Raw genomic sequence first — 26043 nt, 5'->3', positions numbered from 1 at the left:
ATCTTATGATGGATGATCCCTGTATCGACCATTTCACCGAAGGGGCCGTCTCACCTCGTTCGCCGAGAAATTCAGAGGTGGCTGCGGATGATCCGTCTCAGAGTCGTGCCGGTGGTTCTCGCCGCCCTGCTGCTGGTCGCCACGGGCCTGACCGGCGCCCGGGCGCAGACCGTCCGCCAGGAGTTCGATCCCGCCGTGACGGAGGCCCTCGACAGGGCCGTTACCGACACCATGGCGAAAGCCGGGATTCCGGGTGTGATCGTCGGAGTCTGGATTCCCGGCCGCGGCACGTACGAGAAGTCGTTCGGCGTGGCCGACAAGTCGTCCGGCACACCGATGAAGACCGGTCTGCACATGCGGATCGGCAGCGTCACCAAGACGTTCACGGTCACGGGCCTGCTGCAACTGGTCGACCAGGGCCGGGTCGGGCTCGACGATCCCGTCGGCAAGTACGTCCAAGGGGTACCGGCGGGCAACCGGATCACCCTGCGCCAGCTCGCCGACATGCGCAGCGGCCTGTTCAACTACACCGAGGACGAGAAGTGGGAGAAGTCCTTCGAGGCCGATCCCCAGCAGACGTTCGCCCCGCAGCAGTTGCTCGACTACGCGTTCGCGCACCCGGCGAACTTCCCGCCCGGCACCCGATGGGAATACAGCAACACCAACACGGTGCTGCTCGGGCTGGTGATCCAGAAGGTCACCGGACAGCAACTGGAGGACTACCTCCGGCAGCGCGTGTTCGCGCCGCTGAGGCTCGACGGGACCTCGTTCCCCACGGACGACGCGATGCCGGAGCCCTTCGCCCACGGCTACACCGCCTACACCAAGTCCGGTGCCGCCACGGCCACCCCGTCCGGGGGAACGGTCGACGCGACCAACTGGAACCCGTCCTGGGCCTGGGCGGCAGGCGCCGTGATCTCCGACCTCGACGACCTGCACACCTGGTTGCCCGCCCTGGCCGACGGGCGGCTGCTCAACCCCGCCACCCAGAAGGAACGTCTGCGGTTCGGGCCGACGACCATCCCGCAGGTCCAGTACGGACTGGGCATCATGCGGGTGGGCGGCTGGATCGGACACAACGGGGAACTCCCCGGCTACGAGACGCTGGCCCTGCAACTGCCGTCCCAGCGGGCCACACTGGTGATCCTGGTCAACTCCGACACCGACTACCGCGGCCAGTCGCTGAGCACGATGCTCGGGCGCGCCGTCACCGAGGTGGTGACACCGCGCAACGTGTTCGACCTGCCGACCGTGCCACAGTCCGAGGAGAGCGGCCGACCGCCCTCCCGGACACCCTCACCGGGGTCGACGATGCCGCAGGCGCCGTGAAGCAGTGGCACATCGACCAGGGCCAGGAGCCGCGCGTCCCGCCGCGGGAGCCAGCCCGCGACCCGCGCCATCCGTCCCCGAACGCGGCCGTCCACCGATCAGGACTCGCAGCTGCCGTGGCAGTCCGGCGATCATGACGAAATCCGACAGGGTGATGCGGGTCGGGGGCGCGCGTACCGCGAAGCAGCCCGCCCTCCGACTTCGGAGCCGGGGCAGCCCGCAGGAGCGCGCTCGGGGGTACCGCGACAGCGCTGCCACGGTACCCCCAACGCGCGGCGTTCTTTTCGCACCGGCGAAATCGCACGTTGCGGAATGCGGGACCGGCTGGATCCCTATTCCGTGACTACGCTGGACAGTATTCGGCCCATTCTGCCGGCGTCATCTCGTCGGAGTCCGTGACCACGATACCCTTTCCGCCAGAAGGAAGGGTGAAGTTCGCATTTTCGATGACCACGACTACAGGCTTGCCGGGGACTGACACGGTGGCTGTGCCCGTGAATACATCGATCGGCGCTCTCCGGTAAATCGTGCCCGCGTGGCCGGCTGCGAGGGAGACCGTGGTCGTCTGCGTTTCGGTGTGGGACCTAGTCCAGGTGTGGTTGTAGGACACGGTGAGGGTGGCCTGGACGATGTCGAAGAGCCCGGCGCTCAGGGCCGTGGAAACACCCAGGGTGTCGCTGCTGCCGGTGGTGTCGGACCAAGCTACGGCGAGACTCGAAGTGTCCCCGACGGTAGAGCAGTTGGCCAGACTGTCGGCAACCTGGTGCAAGTCGCCGTATCCACTGGTGCGGCTGTTCACCGACCAGCGCCAGTTGCAGTTGTCGGTTTCGCAGGACTTGAACACTGCGGCAATGAGGTCTGCGTCCTTCTCGTCCAGTGCGTCGAACCTGTACGAGGTGTCGGCTGAAGCCGCTGAGGCCGGCGTCGCCTGTAACGCCAGAACTCCGCAGAGCGCAGCTGCGGAAGCGGCCATGAAGTGTCGAACCTTGATCGGAATCACCTTCTCCGGTGTTTGCGGATTGGACTCTCAGACGCTAACAAGATCCCGTTGCACTGTGAGTGCAAATCAGCAATAACTTGAGGCAGATCTGAGGATTCTGAAGAACGGTCATCTACATTTCGGTGACTTGTCCGCGATTTGTCGGAGAGGTTGGAACCGCCTGTCGATCCGGCGGTTCGTCCGCGTTGTCCAACGCCGGCGTGGCACGGACGGTCGCGTGGGGCCGGGCCCGGCAGCAGTCGCCGCCGGGTCCTCATGGACCAGGCCGCAGCCGCGGACCGCGCTCCCGGTGGCGGACAGCCGCCCGTGCCGGCTTGGGGTGGTCACGGCCGCCTTCGTGCCACCGCTCACGTTCGGCCTGTGGACGTGGACCGCAGGGCGGGACCGTACGGCATGCCGACGTACAGGTTCGTGCCGGTGAAGGTGATGCTCCTGCCGACGCGCTGGCCGGCGCCGGGGTGCCGGCCAGGCCCCGAGGGGTTGCCCGCCTCGATCCGGACGTCGGAGTCGCCCGCCGTGCCGGGGAGCGGGAACCTCTGGACGGCGCCCGCGCCCGCCGTCGTACCGAGGGCGGCAACTGACGGTCACGGTCGAATGGCGCGCCGGCCGCGGTCGGGGGATGCTGGCTGAACGCGACGATCCACCCGGGGAGGCGCCGCGTCGGCGTCTTCCCGGGCCGACCGGGCGTGCGGCGTCGGGCGTGTGACACGGGACGTTGCGGGCTTGCGGGCTTGCGGGCTTGCGGGCTTGCGGGCTTGCGGCGCACGGTGATCGCGGTCGCTGCGAGGCAGGGGCCTGCTGCAGGGGACGTCCGTGGAGCCGTGGTTTCCGGCCGGGAGCCGGTCCGTGGGCGGTGGGAGCCACTCCGTGGGCGGTGGGAGCCGGTCCGGGATGCGTATCCCCGCCCGGGAGTTCGGTCTTGGGATACGTTTCCCGTATGTCTGAACAGCAATGGAACGACGTGGACGCCTACTTGACCGACCTCCTGGTTCCGGAGGACGACGCCCTGAAGTCCGCCGTGGCCGCGAGCGACGCGGCCGGCCTGCCGCAGATCGCCGTCGCCCCCAACCAGGGCAAGCTGCTTTACCTGCTGGCCCTCACCCAGGGTGCGACGAGGATCCTCGAGATCGGCACGCTCGGGGGATACAGCACCATCTGGCTGGGCCGGGCACTGCCCGCCGACGGACAGCTCGTCTCGCTCGAGTACAGCGCGGCGCACGCGGACGTGGCCCGCGCCAACCTCGCCCGCGCGGGGCTCGACAAGAACGTCGAGGTACGGGTCGGATCCGCGCTCGACAGCCTCGCCGGGCTGGAGGCCGAGGGCACCGCCCCGTTCGACTTCTTCTTCATCGACGCCGACAAGGCCAACAACCCCCACTACGTGGAGTGGGCGCTGAAGCTGTCCCGCCCGGGCAGCGTCATCGTCGTCGACAACGTCGTACGCGGCGGCTCGGTCCTCGACGCGTCGAGCGAGGACCCCGCGATCGTGGGCACCCGCCGGATGTTCGACCTGGTATCGGAGCACCCGCGGCTCACGGCGACCGCCGTCCAGACCGTGGGCGCGCGCGGGTACGACGGCCTCCTGCTGGCCCGCGTCACGGGCTGAGACCGGGCGGGGGCGGCGAACGCCCGGTGCGCTGTCCGCCGCCCCCGCCGGGTCGGGACGCCGGGCGCCCCGTGCCCGTCCTATCCTGCACCTCATGAGTGTTGTGAAGATCAATGTGCTGACCGTCCCGGCCGAACAGCGCGAGGCCCTGGAGCAGCGGTTCTCCGCTCGTGCGGGGGCCGTGGAGTCCTCGGACGGCTTCGAGTGGTTCGAACTGCTCCGCCCGCTGGAGGGCACCGACGACTATCTCGTCTACACCCGCTGGCGCAGTGAGGAGGACTTCCAGAACTGGATGTCCGGCCCCATGCAGGCCGCCCATCGCGGCGAGGGCGGCGGGGGCGAACGCCCGAAGCCGGCCGCTACGGGTTCGACCCTGTGGTCCTTCGAGGTGGTCCAGCAGGCCGCGCCGAAGCAGGGTTGAGCATCCGGTGTGCGGCAGGGAGACGAGTGGTGACCGTCCGTGCGAGTGCCACCGGCAACGACGAGTCCCTCCTCTTCGCCTCCGAGCGGAGCCTCAGGGTCTGACGCTACGGCGTCGGCCGTTCACGGCTGCTGCTCCGTGCGGCGCCGGACTCCGCACACCCATTGCGTTTTGACCTCCTGTTCGAGGGCGTGAACGCCGTACAACTGGTGAGCCGTTACGACGGTCTGGAACTCCACGCGTTCGACGACGCCGGGAGCGGACGCGTCTTCGAGCTGTCCGGTGTGCCTCCCCGGTGGAGGTCGCAGCGGCTTGTCATCGGGCTCCGGTCCGGGAGCGGTCCGGGAGCGGTACGGGCTGCGTGCAGTGCCGGAAGGTCTCCGCCCTTCTCGGCGCTCGGAAGCCGTCGGGCCCACGATCCGTCGGAGTCCTTCGACGTCGTCCGGAGCCTGCGCCGACTCCTTCCCGAGTCGGTTCCGCTACAAGGAGCCCCGCCGGAACGCAGCTCCGGCGGGGCTCCGGTGCCGTCGGCCCGACGGGCGTCAGCGTCCCGCGCCGGGCGCCCCCGGCGGGAGCGGTGGTGGAGGCGGGAAGCCACCGCGGGGGCCGCCGCCCGGTGCCGGTTCGCCCGCCGGGGCGGTCGACTGCCAGGCGGCGAAGAGGGGGAGCCGCCCCGAGGCGTCGAGCACGACGATGCCGAAGGGCCGGTCGTAGGCGAGCCGGAAGGTCCGGTCGGGACGAGGCGCGCCGCCCGCGCGGCTGAGGACCGCCGTCGCGGCCGCCGCCTCCACTCCGAGTTCCGCGATCCTGAGGACGGCCTCCTGGACGACCGTCGAGATCGCCAGCGGTTCGGGCGACAGCCCGGAGAAGTCGGCGAGCGACGTGGTCGCCCGCCGGACGCCCAGCGCGGGCAGTTGGGGTGTGATGTCCGTCGTCGTCCGCAGGGAGAGACGGGGCACGGCGAGGGCGACCGCCTCCGCCTCGAAGGGTGCGCACGCCGCGCGCGGCGCCCATGCCGCGGGCAGCACCTCGGCGGGGTCGGCGCCCGGCGCGCCGAGGACGAGCCGGACCACCGCGCCCGCCGCGCCCTCGCAGCGCAGCTGGGCGACCTGGGCCGGGCCCGCGGTCCACGCGTCGCCGGGGACCAGCGTCCGGTGCATCGTCGGCACCTGGTGGACCGTCCCCGAGGCGTCCGTGAACGGCGCGGGCCGGGTCGCGTGACCTTGGAAGGGCGTCTGCCAACGGGCTTTCAGCGCGAGGGCGTTGACCAGCGCGAGGAGAGTGTCCGGGAGGACGGGGGCCGGCAGCTTCTCGATCTGCCCGCCGGTCGCCCGCCTCACCCAGTCGTCGATGTCGTCCCGGGATTCGCCGAGACGGGCGAATCCGATGCCGGGGAGCGCCTCACGGTAGGCCCGGTGGACCGGGACCCTGCTCCACACCCGGGTCGCCACGGCCAGCGCGTCCGTCCCCGCCAGTTCGTCCGCCGCGGAGGTGACGGCCACGGCCGCGTCGGGCCCGGCCACGCCGAGCAGTGCCCGCAGTTCCTCCGCGGTGCCGCCGCCCGCGCCCGCCGCCACCGCGCCGAGCGCGAGCCACAGCCCGGCGGGCGAGCAGACGAAGTCGCCCCGTCCGTCGAACTGCCGCAGCCACCGCTCCCCCAGGGCCCGGACGGCTCCCGCGTGTCCGGGACACGGGCCCGGCCGGACCGGTGGCACGGGTGTCGCACCTGCTCGTTCCGTACTCACCGTGTCGTCCACCGCAACCGCCCCCCGTCACCCGCTTCTTCCGCTTCCGGGTGCAGTGTGCCAGGAGGCGGCCTCCGGGTGTGGTGTGCCGGTAGCCCGACCGGGCCTGGGCCGGACGAGCCCCTGCGCGGGCGCTCGGACCCGTCGGACGCGGAAGGGGCGCACCCGGCACGGCCGGACGGGCACGGGAGGGCCGGGACGTCCGGACGGGCACGTCGGGGACGCCGGCACACCGGCACACCGGCCAGGTGCGTCAGATGAGGCCCTGGGCGAGCATGGCGTCCGCGACCTGCTCGAAACCGGCGATGTTCGCCCCCACCACGTAGTCGCCGGGCCTGCCGTAGCGGGCCGCCGTCTCGTACGCCGTGTCGTGGATGCCGCGCATGACCTGCGCCAGTTCCTCCTCGACGCGGGGCGCGGACCAGCTGTCCCGGGCCGCGTTCTGCCGCATCTCGAGCGCGCTGGTGGCCACGCCGCCCGCGTTCGCCGCCTTCCCCGGGCCGAAGGCGACGCCGGCGTCGCGGAGGATGCGCACCGCCGCGGGCGTGGTGGGCATGTTCGCCCCCTCGGACACGGCCTTGACGCCGTTGCGCACGAGGGCCGCCGCGTCGTCGGCGGTGAGCTCGTTCTGGGTCGCGGAGGGAAGCGCCACATCGGTGGGCACCTCCCAGACACTGCCGCCGGGCACGTACCGCGCCGACGCGCCGCGACGGACCGCGTAGTCGCTCACCCGTCCCCGCTCGACCTCCTTGATCTGCTTGAGGAGGGGCAGGTCGATGCCCTTGTCGTCGACGACGTACCCGGCCGAGTCGGAGACGGTGCGCACGTGCGCCCCCAGCTCCTGTGCCTTCTCGACGGTGTAGAGGGCCACGTTTCCCGAGCCGGAGACGCTGACCTGCTGGCCGGCGAGCTGCTCTCCGCGCACCTTCAGCATCTCGGCGGTGAAGAGCACGTTTCCGTAGCCGGTGGCCTCGGTGCGGACGTGGGAACCGCCCCAGGCCGTGCCCTTGCCGGTCAGCACGCCCGCCTCCCAGCGGTTGGTGATGCGCCGGTACTGGCCGAAGAGGAAGCCGATCTCCCGGCCGCCCACCCCGATGTCGCCGGCGGGCACGTCGGTGCGGTCACCGAGGTGCCGGTGCAGTTCGGTCATGAACGACTGGCAGAAGCGCATCACTTCGGCGTCGGAGCGGCCGCGCGGGTCGAAGTCGCTGCCGCCCTTGCCGGCGCCGATGCCCAGGCCGGTCAGCGCGTTCTTGAAGATCTGCTCGAAGGCGAGGAACTTCACGATCCCCAGGTTGACGGTCGGGTGGAAGCGCAGTCCGCCCTTGTAGGGGCCGAGGGCGCTGTTGAACTCCACCCGGAAGCCGCGGTTGACGTGGATCTCGCCGCGGTCGTCCTGCCAGGGCACCCGGAAGATGAGCTGCCGTTCCGGCTCCGCCATGCGCTCGATCATCTTGGCCTCGCGGAACTCGGGCCGGCTGTCGAGCACGGGTCCCAGTGTCTCCAGCACTTCGTGGACGGCCTGGTGGAACTCGGGCTCGCCGGGGTTGCGGCGCTGGATGTCCGCTTCGAGGTCGTCGAGGGAGACGGTGGCGCTGGAGGAGATGGAGGGCATCGATCGGGTTCCTTCCCGTCGGCGGGTCTGGTGCTGTGCGGTGCCGTGAGGTGTGCCGCGGGCCGGGTCGCGGGTCCTGTGCGGTCCCCGGCCGGGCGGTGCAGTCGGTCAACGGCGCGGAGGGGACCGGGGACACGTGCCAGGCGGCCCGGGCAGCCCGGGCGGGGACCGGGGACGCGTACGGGCCGGTCCGGGGCCGGAGTCGGGACGCGTACGGGCCGGTCCCGGGCCGGCGTCGCTTTCGCCTGTGGGTGGACGTCTGTCGTGCACGGGTACTCATACGGACGCGGGGCCCCAGATCGTCGATCATGGTGCCCCGGTGCGGTCCCGCCCTCCGCCGGGCCGCTCCTTCAGGCCGCGTCCCCGTGACCCGCCGCCCCGCGGGAGCCGGCGGCGCGCCTGAGCGCGGGCGTCGCGAGCGACGGCGGGGTCCACACACCGTCCGGCGGGTACACATCGGTCCCCGGGGGCACGATGTCGTCGATCCGGTCGAGGGCGGCGTCGTCCAGCTCCACCGACAGGCCCCGGAGCGCGCTCCTCAACTGCTCCATCGTGCGCGGGCCGATGATCACCGAGGTGACGGCCGGGTGCGCGAGGGGGAAGGCGACGGCCAGCTGCGGCAGCGTGCATCCCACCTCCTCGGCCAGCGCGACGAGCCGCTCGACGGCGTCCAGCTTCGCGGCGGTCCGCGGCGCCGACGGGTCGAAGCGGTCCGGGTGCAGGGTCGGACGGCCGCTGCTCAGGTCGAGGGCCCGGCCCTTCCGGTAGCGGCCGGTCAGGAAGCCGGAGGCCAGCGGGCTCCACGTCAGCACTCCCATGCCCAGGCGCCGTGCCACCGGCAGCACGTGCCTCTCGACGCCCCGGGCCAGCAGCGAGTAGGGCGGCTGCTCGGTGCGGAACCGCTGGAGGCCGCGGTCGCGCGCGACGTGGTGCGCCTCGACGATGTCCTCCGCGGGGAAGGTGGAGCAGCCGAACGCCCTGATCTTGCCCTGGTGGACGAGATCGGTCAGCGCGGACAGCGTCTCCTCCACGTCGGTCGTGTGGTCGGGGCGGTGCACCTGGTAGAGGTCGATCCAGTCCGTGCCCAGCCGGCGCAGGCTGTCCTCCACCTCCCGCACGATCCAGCGCCGTGAGTTGCCGCCCCGGTTGGGGCCTTCGCCCATGGGGAAGTGGACCTTGGTCGCGAGCACGACGTCGTCGCGGCGGCCCCGCAGCGCCTTGCCGACGATGGTCTCCGACTCTCCTGCCGAGTACATGTCGGCCGTGTCGACGAAGTTGATGCCCTCGTCGAGCGCGGCGTGGATGATCCGGACGCACTCGTCGTGGTCCGCGTTGCCGACGGAGCCGAACATCATGGTGCCGAGGCAGTAGGGGCTGACCTGGATGCCTGTTCCGCCCAGAACCCGGTGACGCATACGACTCTCCTTGCCGGTCGGCCCGTTGGGGACGGTGTGAACGCTATGCGTTGGAGCGCGCTCCAACGCAAGCGCGGCCGCCGCCCGTTCCGCGCGGCATCGGGGGCCGGGCCCTGGGCAGGGCAGGGCAGGGGCAGGGGCCGCAAATCGTTCGCGGGGCGGCCGGGCGATCGGGTACAGAGGTCGGTATGACGCGATGGACCGTGCTCCCCGAGCGCTTCGACACCCCCGACGCCACCGCCCTGCGGCGCGACTACTACGCCGATGTGGCCGGCAGTTACTGGGGGCGGCCCGTGACGGACCCGGAGATCGACGAGGGCCTCGCGGACGACGACGCGGCCCGGCTCGGCACCCCCACCGGCGGCTTCGTCGTCGGGCGTCACGACGGGTCGGCGGCGGCCTGCGGCGGGGTGCTGCTGCTGGACGCCGAACGGGCCGAGCTGACCCGGGTGTACGTGCGCCCGGCGTTCCGCGGCACGGGAGGCGGCGCGGCCCTGCTCACGGCCCTGGAGGAGGCGGCACGGCGGCTCGGGGCACGGCGGATGGTGCTCAACACCCGGCTGGACCTGGTCGGGGCCCGCACCCTCTACGCACGACACGGCTACCGGGAGATCCCCGCGTACTGCGAGGGACCGTACATGGACGTCTGGTACGGCAAGGAGCTGGTGGACCGGGACGGGGAAGCGGCCGGCGGGGACACGGCCGAAGAGCATGCGGCCGTCTGAGCGGACCCGTCCCCGCGAGGCAGGCGGAGGCAGCCGCTGGGGTGGCGTCCCGGCGGGAAGGCAGGAGAGCGGCGGGATGGGCGGGACCGTCCCGGCGGGACGCGGTACCCGCCCGCACGACGGGGCCGCCCGAGCGGGTCCTGCCGGCAGCGCGGGCCCGGCCGCTTCCGGCGCCCCCTGCGGTCCGCTCAGTGCGTGGGGAAGTTCCAGGCCTGGTGGTCCCGGTGCGGTTCGCCACCGGAGGGGCGCTCGCCGTCGGAGCCGCACAGCTCCGCGGTCAGTTCCTTCACCAGCTGGACCAGATCGGTGGGCCGGTCCGGCCCCCACCAGTCGCCCAGCAGTTCCGCCAGCGACTCCTCCCGCGCCTCGGACAGCTTCGCCGTGGCGTCCACGCCCTTGTCGGTGAGCATCAGCGAAAGGCCCTCCCGGCGGGCCAGCCCACGCTCCTCGACCTCCCGTGACGCGTCGGTGACGGCCCTGACCGGCACGTTGGTGGCCTCGGCGAGCCGGGCGGGTTCCACCAGCCCGTGGCGTTTGACGCGCAGCAGCAGCCAGCTCGCCGCCGGACTGAGATCCAGCCCGGATCTGGCTGTGATCTTGACGTAGACCGCCTTGCGGCCCTCGCGCGAACCGAGGACGGACAGCGCGCGGGCGCATTCGTCGTACGACGAGCGCTGGACGGGATTGGGGGCGATGGTCTCGCTGACCTCGGGAGCGGTGACGGAGCCGCGCAGCTTGTCCTCCCGCAGGAGGAGGGCGAGGACGAAGCCGACGGCGACGACCGGCGCCGCGTACAGGAAGACGTCCGTGATGGATGTCGAGAACGCCTGCAGGACCGCCGGGCGCAGTCCGGGCGGCAGCAGGGTGATGGCTTGCGAGTCGGCGGCGATCCGTTCGGGGCTGGTCCCCGGCGGCAGCGGGCGGCCGGCGAGCGTCTCGGCGAGGAGCTCGCGCAGCCGTCCGGTGAAGACCGTGCCGAAGAGCGCGACGCCGAACGAGGCGCCGATGGAACGGAAGAAGGTGGCGCCGGACGTGGCGACGCCCAGGTCCTCGTACCCGACCGCGTTCTGCACCGCCAGCACCAGCACCTGCATGACCAGGCCGAGGCCGGAGCCGAAGACGAAGAAGTAGCCGCTGACCTCCCAGGTCGGGGTGTTCGGGTCGAGCTGGTGGAGCAGGAGGAGGCCGACGGCGGTCACGGCGGTGCCTGCTACGGGGAAGACCTTCCACCGCCCCGTCCGGCTGACGATCTGGCCGGACACGGTGGAGGTGATCAGCAGTCCGACCACCATCGGCAGCATGTGGACGCCGGACATGGTGGGGGTGATGCCCTGGACGATCTGCAGGAACGTCGGCAGGTACGTCAGCGCGCCGAACATCGCGAACCCGACGATGAAGCTGATGGCGGAGACGAGGGTGAACGTGCGGTTCCGGAACAGCTTCAGCGGCAGCACGGGCTCGGCGGCGCGGCGCTCGGCGCGGACGAATGCGCCGAGGAGCAGGACCCCGAGCACGGCCAGGGCGATGATCTGCGGCGAGCCCCAGGCCCAGGTGGTGCCGCCGAGCGAGGCGACCAGGACCAGGCAGGTCGCGACGGCCGCGATGAGGACCGTGCCCAGGTAGTCGATGGTGTGCCGGGCCCGGCCGGCCGGGATGCGCAGGACTGCCGCGATCACGAAGAGCGCGACCACGCCGATGGGCAGATTGATGTAGAACACCCAGCGCCAGCTGAGGTGCTGGGTGAACAGGCCGCCGAGCAGCGGCCCGAGCACACTGGTCGCCCCGAAGACGGCACCGAAGAGGCCCTGGTAGCGCCCGCGTTCGCGCGGGGAGACGATGTCGCCGACGATCGCCATCGACAGCACGATGAGGCCGCCGCCGCCGAGGCCCTGGACGGCGCGGTAGGCGATGAGCTGCGGCATGTCCTGCGCGATGCCGCACAGCGCGGAGCCGACCAGGAAGATGACGATGGCCGTCTGGAAGAGCTTCTTGCGGCCGTACTGGTCACCGAGTTTGCCCCAGAGCGGGGTCGCCGCCGTCGAGGCGAGGATGTACGCGGTGACGACCCAGGACAGGTGCTCCAGGCCCCCGAGGTCGCTGACGATCGTCGGCAGCGCGGTGGCCACGATGGTCTGGTCGAGCGCGGCGAGCAGCAGGCCCAGCAGCAGTGCGCCGATCGCCACGAGAACGGTCCGACGGTTCGCACCCTCGCCGGGCCGGGGTATGGGTCCGGGGCCGGCGGCCGGCGTGTTCACTTCCTGCGCCATGGAGTCGCCCTCCGGTCCGCAGCACGCTCGTCTGCTCCTCCCATCCTGGGTGTTTCGCCGGGCTACGGCCTGCCGAGCGGAGGCTCACCGTCCGGGCACTGGACAGGGGCTGCATAATCGCTGGCAGCGCAAGGGGAGGGAACTCACGATGACAGGACACGTCTGTCCTGAATGCGGCAGGCAGGACGACGCGGACGGCAGATCCGGCGGAGTCCGGGGCTGCGACTGCGGGCGGGCCGCGACGACGGAGGGATTCGATCCGCTGCGGGTCCGGCCCTACGTGGCGCTCCCGGACCCGGTGGACGTCCCGACCGCGGCCGGGCCGCCGCCAGAGCTGACGCAGGTGCTCGCACCAGCGACCCGGGGCGACGCCGCGCAGGACGAGGCGCCCGACGCGCAGGACGGGGCGGCCGGACACCGGGGCGCGTACGACGACCGGTACGAGCACGGCCACGCCTACGACATGACCGGGGCGGAGCCGGATCCCACGGCCGGAGGGCGGCGGCGCGGCCGTGGCGGGCGGCGAGTGGCCGTGGCCGTCGCCGCCGTGGTGGCGGTGCTGGGGACCGCGGCCTATGCGAGCGGACTGCTCACGAAGGACGGTGGCGGGGACGACCGGGCCCTGCCCGACAGCGAGATGACGGCCCCGTTCGTGTCGGCGGCTCCCGACGCGCCCGTCGCCTCGGTGTCCGCCTCCGAGTCGGCGACCCGGAGCGCATCGCCCTCGGCGCCCGCGTCGTCCGCGGAGTCGGCCCCGGCCTCCGCTTCTCTGCCTGCCGGCGCCGGAGCGTCCTCCCCGGCTCCGCTCGCCGCTGGCCCGGCGTCCCCCTCGCCGACCCCGACGAGCGGGACCGGGCCCGCGCCCTCCTCCCCGGCCCCCGGAGTCACCCTGCAGCGGGGCGACGACGGCGCCGAGGTGGTCGAGTTGCAGGAACGGCTGAAGCAGGTCGGCCTGTACGGCGGACGGTCCCACGGGCGTTTCGACGGCCGCCTCGAGGACGCCGTGGCGGCGTACCAGAGCGGCAACGGCATCCAGGACGACCCCGAGGGCGTCTACGGCCCGGCTACCCGCCGTGCTCTGGAGGCGGAGACGCGCTACCCGTACGGCGACGGCACCAGCGATGGCTGGGGCGGCTGGGGCGACGACGACGGCCGGAACGGCGACGGCCGCGGCTGAACGCCGCGCGCACGGGAGACGCGTCGACGCACGCGTCACGGTGGCGCCAACGGGGCGAAGTACGTGTCACGGTCCGGGGGACACGTCGATGCGCCCGCCCGCGCTCGTGGCGAAACGCCTGGGCACGGAGCTGCGCCGACAGGCGTTCGGCGTGGCGGGCCCGGCGCGCGCGCCCGTGGACGCGTGGCGCCGAGAGCCCGCCGCCGTATCAGTCCGAGGGCGCGGGAGCGAACGTCAGCACGCCCGAGGCGTCGGCCGCGACGTGGACGTCGGTGAGGTCGAGCGCGTGGGCGTCCGGGGCGAAGGCCGCGGCGCGGGGGCCGATGCCGAGGACGCGCATCCCCGCGGCACGCGCCGCCGTGATGCCCGCCTCGGAGTCCTCGAGGACCACACAGTCCTCCGGTGCGAAGCCGAGTTCAGCCGCGCCCTTGAGGAAACCCTCCGGGTCCGGCTTGCTCGCCCCGACGCACTCGGCGGTGACCCGCGTCTCCGGTATGCGCAGCCCTGCCGCGTTCATCCGGGCCGTGGCGAGCGCCTCGTCGGCCGACGTGACCAGCGCATGCGGCAGGGCGGCGACGGAGTCCATGAAGGCGGGCGCTCCGCCGATCGGCACGACGCCGTCCAGGTCGGCCGTCTCCTGCGCGAGCAACTGCCGGTTCTCGGCGAGGTTCTCCTCCATCGGCCGTTCCGGGAGCAGCGCGGCCATGGTCGCGTATCCCTGGCGTCCGTGGACGACCTTGAGCGTCTCGTCCGGGTCGAGGCCGTGACCGATCGCCCAGGCGCGCCAGACGCGCTCCACGGCGGCGTCCGAGTTGACGAGCGTGCCGTCCATGTCGAGCAGCAGCGCCTTGAAGGCGCCGATGGCCTCGGGGCGAGATGCCGGGGCGGTGATCTCTGCGGGCGTCTCTGAGCGGGACAACGGGACCGTCCTGTGAGTCCGGTGCGGATGGGGGGTGCGGTCGTTGGGGCCGCGGGTCCGGGTGCAGAGCGGCCTCCACCCGCCGGTCAGGGGGTGCGGGCGGAGGCCACTTTGTTCCTTCACGATACAAATCAAAACGCTTTCGCGCCAATCCCGGGTACCGGAACCTCCCACCGGGACGGCCGCGGATGCCCGGCAGCGGGACGGACCTGCGGGTGGAAGGCGCCGGACGCGCGCCGCCCGGGCCGGCTCAGCCCGCGATCGCCTCGTACAGGCTCAGACCGGCGAGCACCAGCATCAGACCGGCCGCGATCTTCGTGACCAGCTTCAGCGGCACATACCTGAGGAGCGTCCGGCCGCCCACGATGCCCAGTCCGGCCACCGCCCACAGGGCCAGCACCGCGCCGAGGCCGACGGAGAGCGGACTGTCGTAGCGGGCCGCGAGGTTCGCGGTCATGATCTGGGTCAGATCGCCGAACTCCGCGACGAGGATCAGCATGAACCCCGCACCGGAGACCTTCCAGAAGGACTGGTCGGACGGGACCTTGACGCTCTCGTCGTCGTCATCGGACCTCTTCAGCAGCAGCATCGCCGCGCCCGCGAGGAAGAGCACGCCGACGACCGCCTGCACCAGCCGCTGCGGCAGCAGGGTCAGCACACTGCCCGCGGCGATCGCCAGAGCGACGTGCACGACGAAGGCGGCGGCGACTCCGGCGAAGACGTACGAGGCGCGGTAGCGGGTGCCGAGCATCAGTCCGGCCAGGGCCGTCTTGTCGGGGAGCTCGGCGAGGAAGACGACACCGAAGGTGATCGCCATGATCGTGATACTGAGCACGGGAAGAAGTTCCTCGATCGGTCGGGCCCTGCCGCACCGAGAGACCTGAGCAAGGGTGTTCCAGGGGTCGCTTCGGCGCGGCAGCGGCCATGAATGGTCATGGTCACTGCTGGCCGAAGGTCTCGCCGGCGGACCGCTGCGCGACCGCCTCCGGGCGCCGGCCGGGCGAGCCCGGCGGTATGTCGACGTTCCGGCGAAGAGCTACTCCCCTTCTGCTCCGTACAGAGTACGGGACGCCGGCGGGCGGCCGTCGGCGTCCCCGGCCCCCTCCCCACCAGGACCCCTGCCGGGCCCACCATCGGGCACCTCACCCCTCCCCACCAGGACTCCCGGCGGACCCCCGCCAGGCCCGCCGTCAGGGCTCCCGGTCCCCGCCCGGCGCCGCCGCGACCGGGGGCTCCCGGTGCAGCCGCCCCCGCGACACCAGTTCCAGCACCACCGCGACCGCGACCGCCTGCACGGCCATCAGCGCGACCAGCACGAACAGCTGGACCGCGCCCGCCTGCAGCGGTGACGCCCCGCCCAGCAGCATTCCGACGAACGCGCCCGGGAGTGTGACCAGCCCCACAGTCCTGGTCTGGTCGAGCCCCGGCAGCAGCGCGTCGGCGGCGGCGTCGCGGGCCACCTCCAGACGGGCGTCGCGATCGGGCAGTCCGATCGCCATTCCGGCCTCGACCTCACCGCGCCGGGTGGCGAGCTCGTCGAGCGCGCGCCGCCCGGCGAGGACCGTCGCGGTCAGCGCGCCGCCGATGAGGATGCCGGTCACCGGGATGAGCGCGATGCCCTTCACGGGGACGAGGCCGGTGAGCAGCAGTGCGGCGACGACCGGCACGACGCCGGCGCCGATCGGCAGCGCGGTGAGCCACCAGGTGCCGTTCGGGGTGACGCGGCGGCCCGCGGTGCGTACGGCCACGGCGTACATCACCAGCAGGAAGGCGAGCAGCAGCGGAACGGAGCGGACCGCCCAGCCGATGACGAGCGAGACGGCGCCCAGTTGCACCGCGGCGCGCAGGCCCGCCACCGCCATCTCGCGGGAGCGGCCCGGGCCGAGGTGGGCCACGGCCGCGACACCGGCGGCGGCGGCCAGGAGCACGGCGAGGACGATCCCGAACGTCACGTTGACCGGCAGCAGCACGCATCAACCCTAAGCCGGACGAAGTGAATTGCCGGTGCGTCAGACCCCTTGAAGTGACGTGTCCATGTCGCCACTCTGTTACCCGGCGCCCATCCCCAGGCAATCCGGCGCCGCAACGATGGCGCGGGCCCTCCCGCACGGGGTCCGCTCCGGTCAACGCCCCCCACTCTCACAGGAGTCCGCATGTCAGGTGTCTACGCGCGTCGAGTAACCCGTACCGCCGTGTTCGCCGCGTCCGCCGCCCTCGCGTCCACCACCGCGCTGCTCACCGCGCCCGCCGCCCAGGCCGCCCCGCCCACGCCGGTCAGCGCCTCCACCGCCCGTACGTACCTGGGCCAGCTCACGGTCAAGGCGGAAGGTTCCTCCACCGGCTACAGCCGCGACAAGTTCCCGCACTGGATCACCCAGTCGGGCGCCTGCAACACGCGCGAGGTCGTCCTCAAGCGCGACGGCTCCGGCGTCGTCCAGGACTCCAGCTGCGCGGCGGTCAGCGGCAGCTGGTACTCCCCCTACGACGGCGCCACCTGGTACGCCGCCTCCGACGTCGACATCGACCACGTCGTACCGCTCGCGGAGGCCTGGCGTTCCGGGGCCGCTTCGTGGTCCACCTCCTCCCGCCAGTCGTTCGCCAACGACCTGACCCGCCCGCAGCTGATAGCCGTCACCGACAACGTGAACCAGGCCAAGGGCGACAAGGACCCCGCCGAGTGGCTGCCGCCGACCAGCTCCTACCACTGCATGTACGCCCGCATGTGGGTGCACACCAAGCACTACTGGAACCTCTCCGTCGACTCCGCCGAGAAGTCCGCCCTGCAGTCCGTCCTCAACGGCTGCTGACCCGCCGACCGCGCACGGCCGGCCGGCGGGGAACCGGTCCCGCCGGCCGGCGTGGTGGTGTCCACGGGCACCGCGCCCGGACCGCGCCGGACACGCTCCGGACCGGGTCCTGCGGCATGGAACCGCGCTACCCTCCCCCGTCGTTCCGTACCGTACGGGGGCGACGGAGGAGGGCACATGGCAGCGGGGCTGCGCCTGGGACCACTACTGCGGTACGTGGACTGGGAGACCGGTGAGCACGCGACCGTCTGGATCGAGGCGGACCGGCCGTGCACGGCCGAGGTGCGCTGCCTCGGGGCACCCCCCGGTGAGGACACCGGGCCGGCCGGCGGGGACGCCCGCGGAGGCGGCCCCGACGACGAGGCTTCCCGTGGCACCGGCCCGGCGGAGGGCACCCGGCCTGGCCCGCCCAAGGCCGCGGGCGGAGCCGCCCGCACGTTCCAGATCGAGGGTCACCACTACGCGCTGGTCCCGGTCTCCGGCCTCGCCCCCGCCTCGTCCACCGCGTACGAGGTGCTCCTGGACGGCCGCCGGGTCTGGCCGCCGGCCGACTCGCCGTACCCGCCGAGCGTGATCCGCACGCCCGCGATCCCGGCCGAGGGCGTAAGGGTGTCGTTCGGCTCCTGCCGCTGGGCCGCGCCGCCCGCCCGCAAGCAGGATCCGATCGGACCGGACGCGCTGGACACCCTCGCCGCCCGGATGGCCGCCGACCCGGAGGGCGAGCGCCCCGACGTGCTCGTGCTGCTGGGCGACCAGGTGTACGCGGACGCCACCTCCCGCGAGACCCAGCGGTGGCTCGCGTCCCGCCGCGACCTGAGCGAGCCCCCCGGCACGGAGGTCGCCGACTACGAGGAGTACACCCGGCTGTACGAGGAGTCCTGGCTGGACCCCGAGGTCCGCTGGCTGCTCTCCACCGTCCCCAGCTGCATGATCTTCGACGACCACGACGTCATCGACGACTGGAACACCAGCGCCTCCTGGCTGGCGGAGATGCGGGCGACACCGTGGTGGCGGGAGCGCATCCTCAGCGGTCTGATGTCGTACTGGGTCCACCAGCACCTGGGCAACCTCTCCCCGGCCGAACTCGCCGACGACCCGCTCTACGCGGCCGTGCGGGCCACCCCGGACGGCACCGACGCCCTGCGGTCCTTCGCGGCCCGGGCCGACATCGACCCCGCCTCGGTCCGCTGGAGCTACCGTCGCGACTTCGGCAGGACGCGGCTGCTGATGATCGACACCCGTGCCGCCCGCGTCCTCGACGAGCGGCACCGGTCGATGCTCGACGACGTGGAGACGGGCTGGCTGCGCGAGCAGGTGCTGGAGGCGCCGGGCTCGTACGACCATCTGCTCCTCGGAACCTCACTGCCCTGGCTGCTGCCCCCGGCCATCCACGACGTCGAGAGCTGGAACGCGGCGCTGTGCCGCGGGGAGCGGGGCGAGCGCTGGGCGCGCGTCGGGGAGAACCTGCGCAGACGGGCGGACCTGGAGCACTGGGCCGCGTTCCCGTCCTCGTTCGAGGAGCTGACCGCGCTGATCAGGGAGGTGGGCAGCGGACCGCTGGCGCCGTCGACGGTGTGCGTGCTCTCCGGGGACGTCCATCACGCCTATGTCGCGGAGCCCCACTGGCCGGAACCGGAACCGGCAGCCCGGGTGCTCCAGCTGACCTGCTCCCCCGTCCACAACGCGATCCACGCCTCGATGCGGATCGGCTTCCGCTTCGGGTGGAGCCGGGCGGGGCGGCGACTGGGGCGGGCCATGGCACGGCACGGCCGGGCCGGTCGGCCGGTCGTCCACTGGGACAAGACCGGCGGCCCCTGGTTCGGCAACCAGCTGATGACCCTGACCCTGAACGGGCGTTCGGCCGAGCTCCGGCTGGACCAGGTCCGTACGGATCGTACGGGTACACGGCTCCTGACCGTGGACGAGCGGAACCTGACGAATGGTCCGTGACACTTCACACGGCGGGAGACGATCCTCACCCCCGCCCCTCGGACTCCTCACACGGCAACGGCATGATGAGGCGGACGATCCGCTTCCCCCGCCGCCACACGCCCCCACATCGCCCCGGGAGTCAGTGTTTTGCCCGTGTTCCCAGCAGCTCCCCCCGCCGTGGCCCTCGTCGGCGCAGGCCCTCGCGGCACCTCGGTCCTCGAAAGGCTCTGCGCCTCCGTCCCGGAGCTGGCACCGGACATCCCGCTGACCGTGCATGTGATCGACCCCGCCCCGGCAGGCCCCGGGCAGGTGTGGCGCACGGACCAGCCCTCGGGTCTGCTGATGAACACGGTCGCCTCGCAGGTGACGCTGTTCACTGACGAGAGCGTGGCCTGCGAGGGCCCGATCCGGCCGGGCCCGAGCCTGTACGCCTGGGCGGCGGCCGGCGGCGACCCGGCGCTCGGACCCGACGACTACCCGACGCGCGCCTGCTACGGACGCTATCTGGCCTGGGCGTTCCGCACCGCCGTCGCCAACGCCCCGGACACGGTCCGGGTGGAGACGCACCGGGCGCGTGCGGTGCGCCTCGACGACGCCGAGGACGGCTCACAGCGGCTCGTCCTGGACGACGGGACGACACTGTCCGGCCTGAGCGCGGTGGTGCTGGCGCAGGGCCATCTTCCGGTGGCGCCGGGGGCGCTGCCGACCCGGCTCGGCGCGTACGCGCGGCGGCACGGGCTGCGCCACTTCGCCCCCGCCAACCCGGCCGATCTGGACCTCACCGGGATCGCCCCCGGCGAAGCGGTGCTGCTGCGCGGCCTCGGACTCAACTTCTTCGACCACATGGCGCTGCTGACGACGGGCCGCGGCGGTTTGTACGCGCGGGAGAGGAGCGCGTACGGCGGGGAGCGGCTGGTGTACCGGCCCTCCGGCCGGGAGCCGAGGCTGTACGCGGGCTCCCGGCGCGGCATCCCCCACCAGGCGCGCGGGGACAACGCGAAGGGCGCGTCCGGCCGGCACCACCCGCTGGCGCTCACCCCGGATGTGATCACGCTCTTCCGCAGGCGCGCGGAGGCGGGCGATCCGCCGGACTTCCTGGGCGAGATATGGCCGAGGATCGCCAAGGAGGTGGAGACGGTCTACTACGAGACGCTGCTCGGACCGTCCGCCGCCCCGGACACCGGCTTCCGGACGGCGTTCCTCGCCACCGCGCACGGGAGCGCGGAGGAGGCGGCGGTCCTGGACGCCCACGGCTGCCCGGAGTCCGCACGCTGGTCCTGGGAGCGGATCTCCCGGCCGTACGCGGGGAAGACCTTCGACGGTCCGGACGCCTTCCGCGACTGGCTGCTCGGCCATCTGCGGCGGGACGCGGGCCACGCCGCGCTCGGCAATGTGGACGGCCCGGTCAAGGCGGCCCTCGACGTGCTGCGGGACGTCCGCAACGAGGTGCGGCAGATCGTGGACCACCGCGGGCTGTCCGGGAGATCGCGGCGGGACCACCTCGACCGCTGGTACACCCCGCTGAACGCCTTCCTGTCGATCGGCCCGCCGCGCCGGCGGATCGAGGAGATGGCGGCGCTGATCGCGGCCGGGGTGCTGGTGGTGGTCGGCCCGAGGACGACCGTGCGAGCGGAGGGCGGGGTCTTCGTGGCCGAGTCGCCCGACGTGCCGGGTTCCGCGGTGACCGCGACGGCACTGATCGAGGCACGGCTGCCGGAACCCGATCTGCGCCGCAGCCGGGACGAGTTGCTGTCCCGGATGCTGCGGACCGGCCAGTGCAGGCCGCATACGATCGACGGCTACGAAACGGGCGGCCTGGACGTGACCGGCCGCCCCTACCACCTGATCGACCGTCAGGGTAGGCCGCACCCAGGGCGGTTCGCGATCGGGGTCCCCACCGAGGGAGTGCACTGGGTGACCGCCGCGGGGGCGCGGCCCGGCGTGGACTCGGTCACGCTCTCCGACGCGGACGCGGTGGCACGGGCCGCGCTGCGCGTGAGCGCGCGGCGTGAACTTCTCATGAAGGGCGGCCGCCGACAGAATATTGAACTTGCAAGTATTGATTAGGTCCGCCTAACTTCGTCCCGTCGGTTCATGTCCCCAGACCGAAGGAGACCCCCCACATGGCCACTCGTCAGCTGACCGCACGGCTGGATCAGGCCCGTCCGTACGCGCTCGGCGTGTTCCGCATCGTCGTCGGCCTGCTGTTCACCTGCCACGGAGCGCGCTCGCTCTTCGGCGTGCTGGGCGCGGAGAACGCGGGCGGCACGGTGGCCGCGGGCACCTGGCCGGGCTGGTACGCGGCCGTGATCGAACTCGTCTGCGGCGCCCTGGTGCTGACCGGCCTGGGCACCCGGGCCGCGGCGCTCGTCGCGTCGGGCGCGATGGCGTACGCGTACTTCACCGTGCACCAGCCCGAGGGCCTGTTCCCGATCCAGAACAGCGGCGAGGGCGCAGCGCTCTACTGCTGGGCGTTCCTGCTGCTGGTCTTCACCGGGCCCGGGGCCCTGGGACTGGACGGCCTGCTCTCGTCGCGCGGCGCGAACGAGCGGACCGTGCAGGAGGGTTCGGCGCCGGTCGCGGCCTGAGACGTATGCGACGGCCGTACGGCGGGCCGGGGTCGCGCGACCCCGGCCCGCCGTACGGCCGCGCGAAGCCGGGCGCGGGCTCGGCTGAGGGGCCCGTGATCGGGTCCGGGCTGAGGAGTTCGGGTCGGTTCCGGGCTCGGGATCCTGCTCAGAAGGCGGCATCGGAGCCGGAATCGGGACCGGGACCGGGACCGGGAGCGGGAGCGGGAGCGGGAGCGGAAGCGGGAGCGAGCTCCGGCCCAGGTCGGACTCAGGCGTCCGGGACCGGGACCGGGAGCGGAAGCGGGAGCGAGCTCCGGCCCAGGTCGGACTCAGGCGTCCGGGACCGGGACCGGGAGCGGGAGCGAGCTCCGGCCCAGGTCGGACTCAGGCGTCCGGGACCGGGCCCAGGAGCCGGGACCGGGACCGGGACCAGGCACCGAAAGAGCTCACGGTGTGCCGTAACCGCCGAACGGGACCGTGAAGCACGCCACTCGGGCGCCCGCTCCGCCCTGCTCGGCGTGCAGGACGACCGACTGCGCCCCACTCCGCCGCAGCCCCCACTCGTGCCGTGTCTCGGCGTTGCCCTCCCCGGCCGCGTCGGTGGCGAAGTCCAGCCACAGTTCGTTCGCGGGATCGGCGCCCGGTGCGGACCTGTGCTGGTAGTGCGGCCCGGCCCCGGCCGGGTCCGCGTCGCACGGCGCGGTGTGCACATGGGCGCCGAAGGCGTGCCCCGCCTTCAGCCCGCCCACACGCGCCCGCACCACGGTCCCCGAACGCTCGGTCGACTGCTCCACCACGATCCAGGCCCCCGCCGGCACGAGCGTCCGGTCATAGGTGAGGGCCGTCGACGGAACGAACGAACCGGGCGGAGCGAACCGCCCGTACGCCCACAGCGCCACCCCTTCGCCCGCGACGGGCTCCCCGACCGCACCGGACGTGCGGGCCACGTCGTACGCTCCGGCTCCGCCCGGCCCGGGTCCGGCGGCCGGGACGGCACCGCCGGACAGGACCGCTCCCCCGGGTCCGGCGGCCGGGCCGGACCGATCGCCCCCGCCGGGCCCGACACCGGCGCCGCAGGCCGCGCCCACGGCCCCCACCGCCAGCGTCACCAGGGCCGCCGCTCCCGCCAGTGCGCCTGCCGCTGCCGCCATGTGCCACTCCTCGTGTCCGGGTGCTCGCCTTCCGCGCACGCGCCGTACCGGCGTACGCACCAGGCCCTCGTACCGCGGGCGGGACCGGCGGTGTGCCGAGCCGCGCCCGGACCGGGGCGACGGCGCGGCGGACTGCACTCGTACGGCCGTGTCGGAGTTCACCCGCCCCCTGGCGATCTCTCCGGTCTGCACAGGCGTACGCTCTGTGGCTGTCATGCCGCTCCTGCCGCTCCCCTGCGACGTCGCGGCGTTGTCATCCGGTGGGGAGTCGTGGTGTTCGAGGCGGTGGAGCTGCTGACAGGCAGCCCATGGATCTACGCGGTCGTGGCTCTGTCCGTAATCCTCGACGTGTTCCTGCCCGTACTGCCCAGCGGTGTGCTGGTGATCACCGCCGCGACGGCCGCCGCGGCCGGAACGACGGCCGCCGCGGGACAGAGCGCCGTGGCCGGATCGACGACGGTCGCGTCGGCGGCCGGCAAGGTGTCCGGCGAGGTGCCCTCGCTCCTGGCACTGCTGCTGTGCGCGGCGACGGCGTCCGTGCTCGGCGACCTGGTCGCCTACCGGCTGGCCCGGCGCGGCGGGGAGCGGCTGGACCGGGCGATCGCCCGCTCCCGGCGGCTGGTCACGGCGCAGCAACGTCTCGGCACGGCGCTGAGCCGGGGCGGCGGACTGCTCGTCGTCATCGCCCGGTTCGCACCGGCGGGCCGCTCCGTCGTCTCTCTGGGCGCGGGCGCGGCGCACCGCAGGGTGCGGGAGTTCCTGCCCTGGTCGGCCCTGGCAGGCGTGACATGGGCGGGCTACAGCGTCGGCCTCGGCTGGTTCGGCGGGCAGTGGCTGGGCGCCACCTGGGTGGGCCTGACGGTGTCCGTCCTCGCCCTCTTCGCCGCGGGCTTCGTCGCGGCCTACGTCATGCGGCGTCCGGCGCCGGAGCCCGCGTAGCCTTCCCTGCCGCGCCTCCGCCGCCGCGCACCTCCAGCCCGTCGAGGAGCTTGCGCGTCGCCTCCGTCACCTCGTCCACGGCGCGTTCGAACACCTCCCGGTTGTGCGCGGCCGGCGCCCGGAAACCGGACACCTTCCGTACGAACTGCAGGGCCGCGGCCCTGATGTCCTCCTCGGTGGCTTCCTCGGGGAGGACCGGCGGTCGAAGGGTCTTGATGCTGCGGCACATGAGTCCAGTGTGGGCCACACCACCGACAGACGGGCTCCCCGCTTCGGACCGCCCCCTCATCCGGCCCTCCTCGGACCGTCCCGTCAGCGCGCCGGCGACGTTCGGTGCCGACGATCCCGCTCCGTGTCGGGCCGGCACCCGTGGTCGCGGAGCACGGGTCGCGAAGGCGGTGTTCCCTACTCGTCGATCGAGAGTCGATGGACCGTCGACTGCCTGGCGCGGAAGCCGAGACGCTCGTAGAGCCGGTTCGCCGCCGCACGATCCGGCCGGGAGGTGAGATCGACCGTCCGGGCTCCCGCCTCCCGAGCGATCCGCAGGGCCTCCTGGACGAGCAGCCCGGCGACTCCCCGACCTCGAGCCGCACCGTCGACGACCACGTCCTCGATGCGTCCCCGCAGCCCGGAAGGCAGAGGCAGCAGCACCAGAGTCAACGTCCCGACGATCGCCTCCGACGCCCGGGCGACGAGCACCGTGCCGGCATCGCAGGACACCATCCGGTGGACCGATTCGTAGTCGAGCGGCTTCGCCGTCGAGGACAGCTGCGGCAGCAGGCGGCCGAGGGCGTCGACGAGTTCCGGGCTGGCTTCCCTGATGACCTCTACGCGGACGCTCATGCGGGGAGCCTATCCCTCGACGGCGACTGGACCCACTGTGTCCGGCGACTTCGTCGGGACAGGACGACGGACGCCGCCGACCGGCGCGGGCAGCGTGAGAACGGACGGCCGGAACGGACGAGGCGCGGCGGGTCAGGCGGCGCGGGTCAGGCGGAGGGGCGCGCCCGTGCGCGGGGCCGGGGGAGCCGCCCCGGCCTCCTCGTCGGCCTCGGCGTCCTCGGACCGCTCGGCGTCCACGGCCGCGGCCCACTCCACGAGCAGGTGCTGGTACTTCGCCTCGTCCGCGGCGGACAGCCGGCTCCCGGACTTCGCCCACAACGCACGAATCTCCGCATTCACCACGGCAGCGGACCGCACGGAACCAAGCTCGCGAAGGGTTGGGGACATGGGCACAAGGTTACGCGGCGGGACCGACAACCGTGACCCGTCGAACCGCCGCGGTGACGCACACCACGAGCCCGCGCCGCGCGGTCGTGGCTGGTGGGGCGTGCGACACCCGTGTGCGACGTGTCCTCCCTCACACCTCTCAACGACCCCAGTCCGCGCCGGGAGTTCACGAGATCACCGTTGCGGAGTCGACGAGGATTGACGACCCGTTCCCGGACGGGCCCACGTCCGCCGGAATGCGAGCGCGGCACCCGCCGTCCACGGCCGTGCCCCGACCGCCCGGGCGAGGTGAGGCTCCCCCGCTGCCCGGGCCGCGAAGGTCCCGTCGGAGCGTCGCGCAACGGGCCGACGGCGTGGTCTGCTGGATCCATGACAGAGCCCTGGCCGGTGACCGCCCCCGGTGTCCTCCGTCTGCCCTCCGGGCGGCTCGTGCGGGGGCGCGGGCTGCGGCATCCGCTGCCGGACGGGCCCACACCCACGTACGCCGTGTATCTACTGGGCAAGCGGCCTCCCGAGGTCCCCTGGGAGGCCGAGTGGCTGCGCTGGCCGGACTTCCGGCTGCCCGGCGACCGGGACCGTGCCCACGCCGCGCTGAGCGGGGTCTGGGTGCGAGCCGCGAGGGAGCGGGTCGAGGTCGCCTGCGGGGGCGGACGTGGCCGTACGGGCACGGCGCTGGCGTGCCTCGCCGTCCTCGACGGCGTACCGGCCGCCGAGGCGGTGGCCTTCGTGCGGCGGAACTACGACCGCCACGCCGTCGAAACGCCCTGGCAGCGCCGGTACGTTCGCCGCTTCCCGGTTTCCCCGCGCCCTTCGCAGGACGGATGACCCACCGCCGGCAGACACGCGCCCTTCGCAGGACGGATGACCCACCGCCGGCAGACACGCACCCTTCGCAGGACGGATGACCCACCGCCGGAAGAGCGGCATCCGCGGCGGACTCGGGGGGCATGCGCTTCCGGCCCGCGCCCTCCGCGCTCCCGGCGGCTCGCTGACCGCCCGCACCACCGGCTGCCCCCGGGCGCGGTCCGGGCCGCCCCGGCCCGGTCCCCCATCCGGGTGGCGGCAGCCGGTCCACGCCCCGGGCCGGACGCCGAAGCACCACGCTGGACCGGACCTGAAGGAGAGTCCGCATGGTGCCGAAACCTCCGTCGTGCCCGCAGTGCCCCTCGCGTCCGCCGCTGTGGAGGGACACCAG

Annotated in this window: 23 protein-coding genes; 11 read left to right on the top strand and 12 right to left on the bottom strand. The window is 73.0% G+C overall.

Annotation, left to right across the window (positions count from 1 at the left end; genetic code table 11):
- Positions 1-87: 87 nt before the first annotated feature.
- Entirely contained in the window at positions 88-1329 is a 1242-nt protein-coding gene (locus AB0J10_RS09760) for a serine hydrolase domain-containing protein (RefSeq protein WP_363059639.1), read from the top strand.
- 343 nt (positions 1330-1672) lie between these two features.
- Here the strand turns inward: AB0J10_RS09760 and AB0J10_RS09755 are convergent, their stop codons facing one another.
- On the bottom strand, positions 1673-2329 hold the full coding sequence (locus tag AB0J10_RS09755; RefSeq protein ID WP_363059637.1) for a hypothetical protein: 657 nt from the start codon (positions 2327-2329) through the stop codon (positions 1673-1675).
- A gap of 937 nt (positions 2330-3266) precedes the next feature.
- Between AB0J10_RS09755 and AB0J10_RS09750 the strand changes: the two genes are divergently transcribed.
- The gene (locus tag AB0J10_RS09750) at positions 3267-3935 is read left to right on the top strand and encodes an O-methyltransferase (protein ID WP_363059635.1); all 669 of its coding nucleotides are present in this window, start codon (positions 3267-3269) and stop codon (positions 3933-3935) included.
- A 94-nt stretch (positions 3936-4029) separates the two neighbouring features.
- On the top strand, positions 4030-4356 hold the full coding sequence (locus tag AB0J10_RS09745; RefSeq protein WP_138055552.1) for an antibiotic biosynthesis monooxygenase: 327 nt from the start codon (positions 4030-4032) through the stop codon (positions 4354-4356).
- A 542-nt stretch (positions 4357-4898) separates the two neighbouring features.
- On the opposite strand, the gene AB0J10_RS09740 is transcribed toward AB0J10_RS09745, so the two are convergent.
- The 3 genes from AB0J10_RS09740 to AB0J10_RS09730 all read right to left on the bottom strand — a co-directional run bounded on the left by AB0J10_RS09740 (position 4899) and on the right by AB0J10_RS09730 (position 9131).
- Entirely contained in the window at positions 4899-6071 is a 1173-nt protein-coding gene (locus AB0J10_RS09740) for a serpin family protein (RefSeq protein WP_363059633.1), read from the bottom strand.
- Positions 6072-6354: 283 nt separating this feature from the next.
- The gene (gene gdhA / locus AB0J10_RS09735; RefSeq protein WP_363059631.1) at positions 6355-7716 is read right to left on the bottom strand and encodes an NADP-specific glutamate dehydrogenase; all 1362 of its coding nucleotides are present in this window, start codon (positions 7714-7716) and stop codon (positions 6355-6357) included.
- A 350-nt stretch (positions 7717-8066) separates the two neighbouring features.
- Complete coding sequence (locus AB0J10_RS09730) at positions 8067-9131, bottom strand: aldo/keto reductase (RefSeq protein ID WP_363059629.1); 1065 nt, start codon at positions 9129-9131, stop codon at positions 8067-8069.
- 188 nt (positions 9132-9319) lie between these two features.
- Here AB0J10_RS09730 and AB0J10_RS09725 point away from each other — a divergent pair, with 188 nt between their 5' ends.
- On the top strand, positions 9320-9856 hold the full coding sequence (locus tag AB0J10_RS09725) for a GNAT family N-acetyltransferase (protein ID WP_363059627.1): 537 nt from the start codon (positions 9320-9322) through the stop codon (positions 9854-9856).
- 188 nt (positions 9857-10044) lie between these two features.
- On the opposite strand, the gene AB0J10_RS09720 is transcribed toward AB0J10_RS09725, so the two are convergent.
- On the bottom strand, positions 10045-12123 hold the full coding sequence (locus AB0J10_RS09720) for an MFS transporter (RefSeq protein WP_363059625.1): 2079 nt from the start codon (positions 12121-12123) through the stop codon (positions 10045-10047).
- 148 nt (positions 12124-12271) lie between these two features.
- Here AB0J10_RS09720 and AB0J10_RS09715 point away from each other — a divergent pair, with 148 nt between their 5' ends.
- A complete protein-coding gene (locus AB0J10_RS09715) occupies positions 12272-13300 on the top strand; it encodes a peptidoglycan-binding protein (RefSeq protein ID WP_363059623.1) in 1029 nt (342 codons plus the stop codon).
- A gap of 208 nt (positions 13301-13508) precedes the next feature.
- On the opposite strand, the gene AB0J10_RS09710 is transcribed toward AB0J10_RS09715, so the two are convergent.
- The 3 genes from AB0J10_RS09710 to AB0J10_RS09700 form a co-directional block, all read right to left on the bottom strand.
- Positions 13509-14192, bottom strand: a complete 684-nt coding sequence (locus AB0J10_RS09710; RefSeq protein WP_363059964.1) for an HAD-IA family hydrolase — start codon at positions 14190-14192, stop codon at positions 13509-13511.
- Positions 14193-14469: 277 nt separating this feature from the next.
- Complete coding sequence (locus AB0J10_RS09705; protein ID WP_363059621.1) at positions 14470-15054, bottom strand: TMEM165/GDT1 family protein; 585 nt, start codon at positions 15052-15054, stop codon at positions 14470-14472.
- 355 nt (positions 15055-15409) lie between these two features.
- On the bottom strand, positions 15410-16189 hold the full coding sequence (locus AB0J10_RS09700) for an ABC transporter permease (RefSeq protein ID WP_363059619.1): 780 nt from the start codon (positions 16187-16189) through the stop codon (positions 15410-15412).
- Positions 16190-16372: 183 nt separating this feature from the next.
- On the opposite strand from AB0J10_RS09700, the gene AB0J10_RS09695 reads away from it, so the two are divergent.
- The 4 genes from AB0J10_RS09695 to AB0J10_RS09680 all read left to right on the top strand — a co-directional run bounded on the left by AB0J10_RS09695 (position 16373) and on the right by AB0J10_RS09680 (position 21546).
- Positions 16373-17026 carry an HNH endonuclease family protein gene (locus AB0J10_RS09695; protein ID WP_363059617.1) on the top strand — a complete coding sequence of 218 codons (654 nt, stop codon included), beginning with the start codon at positions 16373-16375 and terminating at the stop codon, positions 17024-17026.
- 177 nt (positions 17027-17203) lie between these two features.
- Positions 17204-18976 carry an alkaline phosphatase D family protein gene (locus tag AB0J10_RS09690; protein ID WP_363059615.1) on the top strand — a complete coding sequence of 591 codons (1773 nt, stop codon included), beginning with the start codon at positions 17204-17206 and terminating at the stop codon, positions 18974-18976.
- 135 nt (positions 18977-19111) lie between these two features.
- Positions 19112-21025, top strand: a complete 1914-nt coding sequence (locus AB0J10_RS09685) for an FAD/NAD(P)-binding protein (protein WP_363059613.1) — start codon at positions 19112-19114, stop codon at positions 21023-21025.
- 56 nt (positions 21026-21081) lie between these two features.
- Positions 21082-21546, top strand: a complete 465-nt coding sequence (locus AB0J10_RS09680) for a DoxX family protein (RefSeq protein ID WP_363059612.1) — start codon at positions 21082-21084, stop codon at positions 21544-21546.
- 428 nt (positions 21547-21974) lie between these two features.
- On the opposite strand, the gene AB0J10_RS09675 is transcribed toward AB0J10_RS09680, so the two are convergent.
- A complete protein-coding gene (locus AB0J10_RS09675; RefSeq protein WP_363059610.1) occupies positions 21975-22679 on the bottom strand; it encodes a superoxide dismutase family protein in 705 nt (234 codons plus the stop codon).
- Positions 22680-22952: 273 nt separating this feature from the next.
- Between AB0J10_RS09675 and AB0J10_RS09670 the strand changes: the two genes are divergently transcribed.
- Complete coding sequence (locus tag AB0J10_RS09670) at positions 22953-23618, top strand: VTT domain-containing protein (protein WP_363059962.1); 666 nt, start codon at positions 22953-22955, stop codon at positions 23616-23618.
- Here AB0J10_RS09670 and AB0J10_RS09665 read toward each other — a convergent pair.
- From AB0J10_RS09665 to AB0J10_RS09655, 3 genes are all read right to left on the bottom strand, one after another.
- Positions 23587-23847 carry a DUF2277 domain-containing protein gene (locus AB0J10_RS09665; protein WP_363059608.1) on the bottom strand — a complete coding sequence of 87 codons (261 nt, stop codon included), beginning with the start codon at positions 23845-23847 and terminating at the stop codon, positions 23587-23589. The two genes, AB0J10_RS09670 and AB0J10_RS09665, sit on opposite strands and share 32 nt — an antisense overlap.
- A 176-nt stretch (positions 23848-24023) precedes the next feature.
- Positions 24024-24461 (bottom strand): GNAT family N-acetyltransferase, encoded by a 438-nt coding sequence (locus tag AB0J10_RS09660; protein WP_363059606.1) that lies wholly within the window; start codon positions 24459-24461, stop codon positions 24024-24026.
- A gap of 132 nt (positions 24462-24593) precedes the next feature.
- Complete coding sequence (locus tag AB0J10_RS09655) at positions 24594-24800, bottom strand: hypothetical protein (protein WP_363059604.1); 207 nt, start codon at positions 24798-24800, stop codon at positions 24594-24596.
- Between the two features lie 417 nt (positions 24801-25217).
- Between AB0J10_RS09655 and AB0J10_RS09650 the strand changes: the two genes are divergently transcribed.
- On the top strand, positions 25218-25673 hold the full coding sequence (locus AB0J10_RS09650) for a protein phosphatase (RefSeq protein ID WP_363059602.1): 456 nt from the start codon (positions 25218-25220) through the stop codon (positions 25671-25673).
- The last annotated feature ends 370 nt before the right edge of the window (positions 25674-26043 follow it).

Origin of the sequence: Streptomyces sp. NPDC049887 (assembly GCF_040656535.1) — a bacterium.
Lineage (GTDB): Bacteria > Actinomycetota > Actinomycetes > Streptomycetales > Streptomycetaceae > Streptomyces.
The sequence above is the reverse complement of the archived record's forward strand: the minus strand, read 5'-3'. Positions and strand labels throughout refer to the sequence as shown.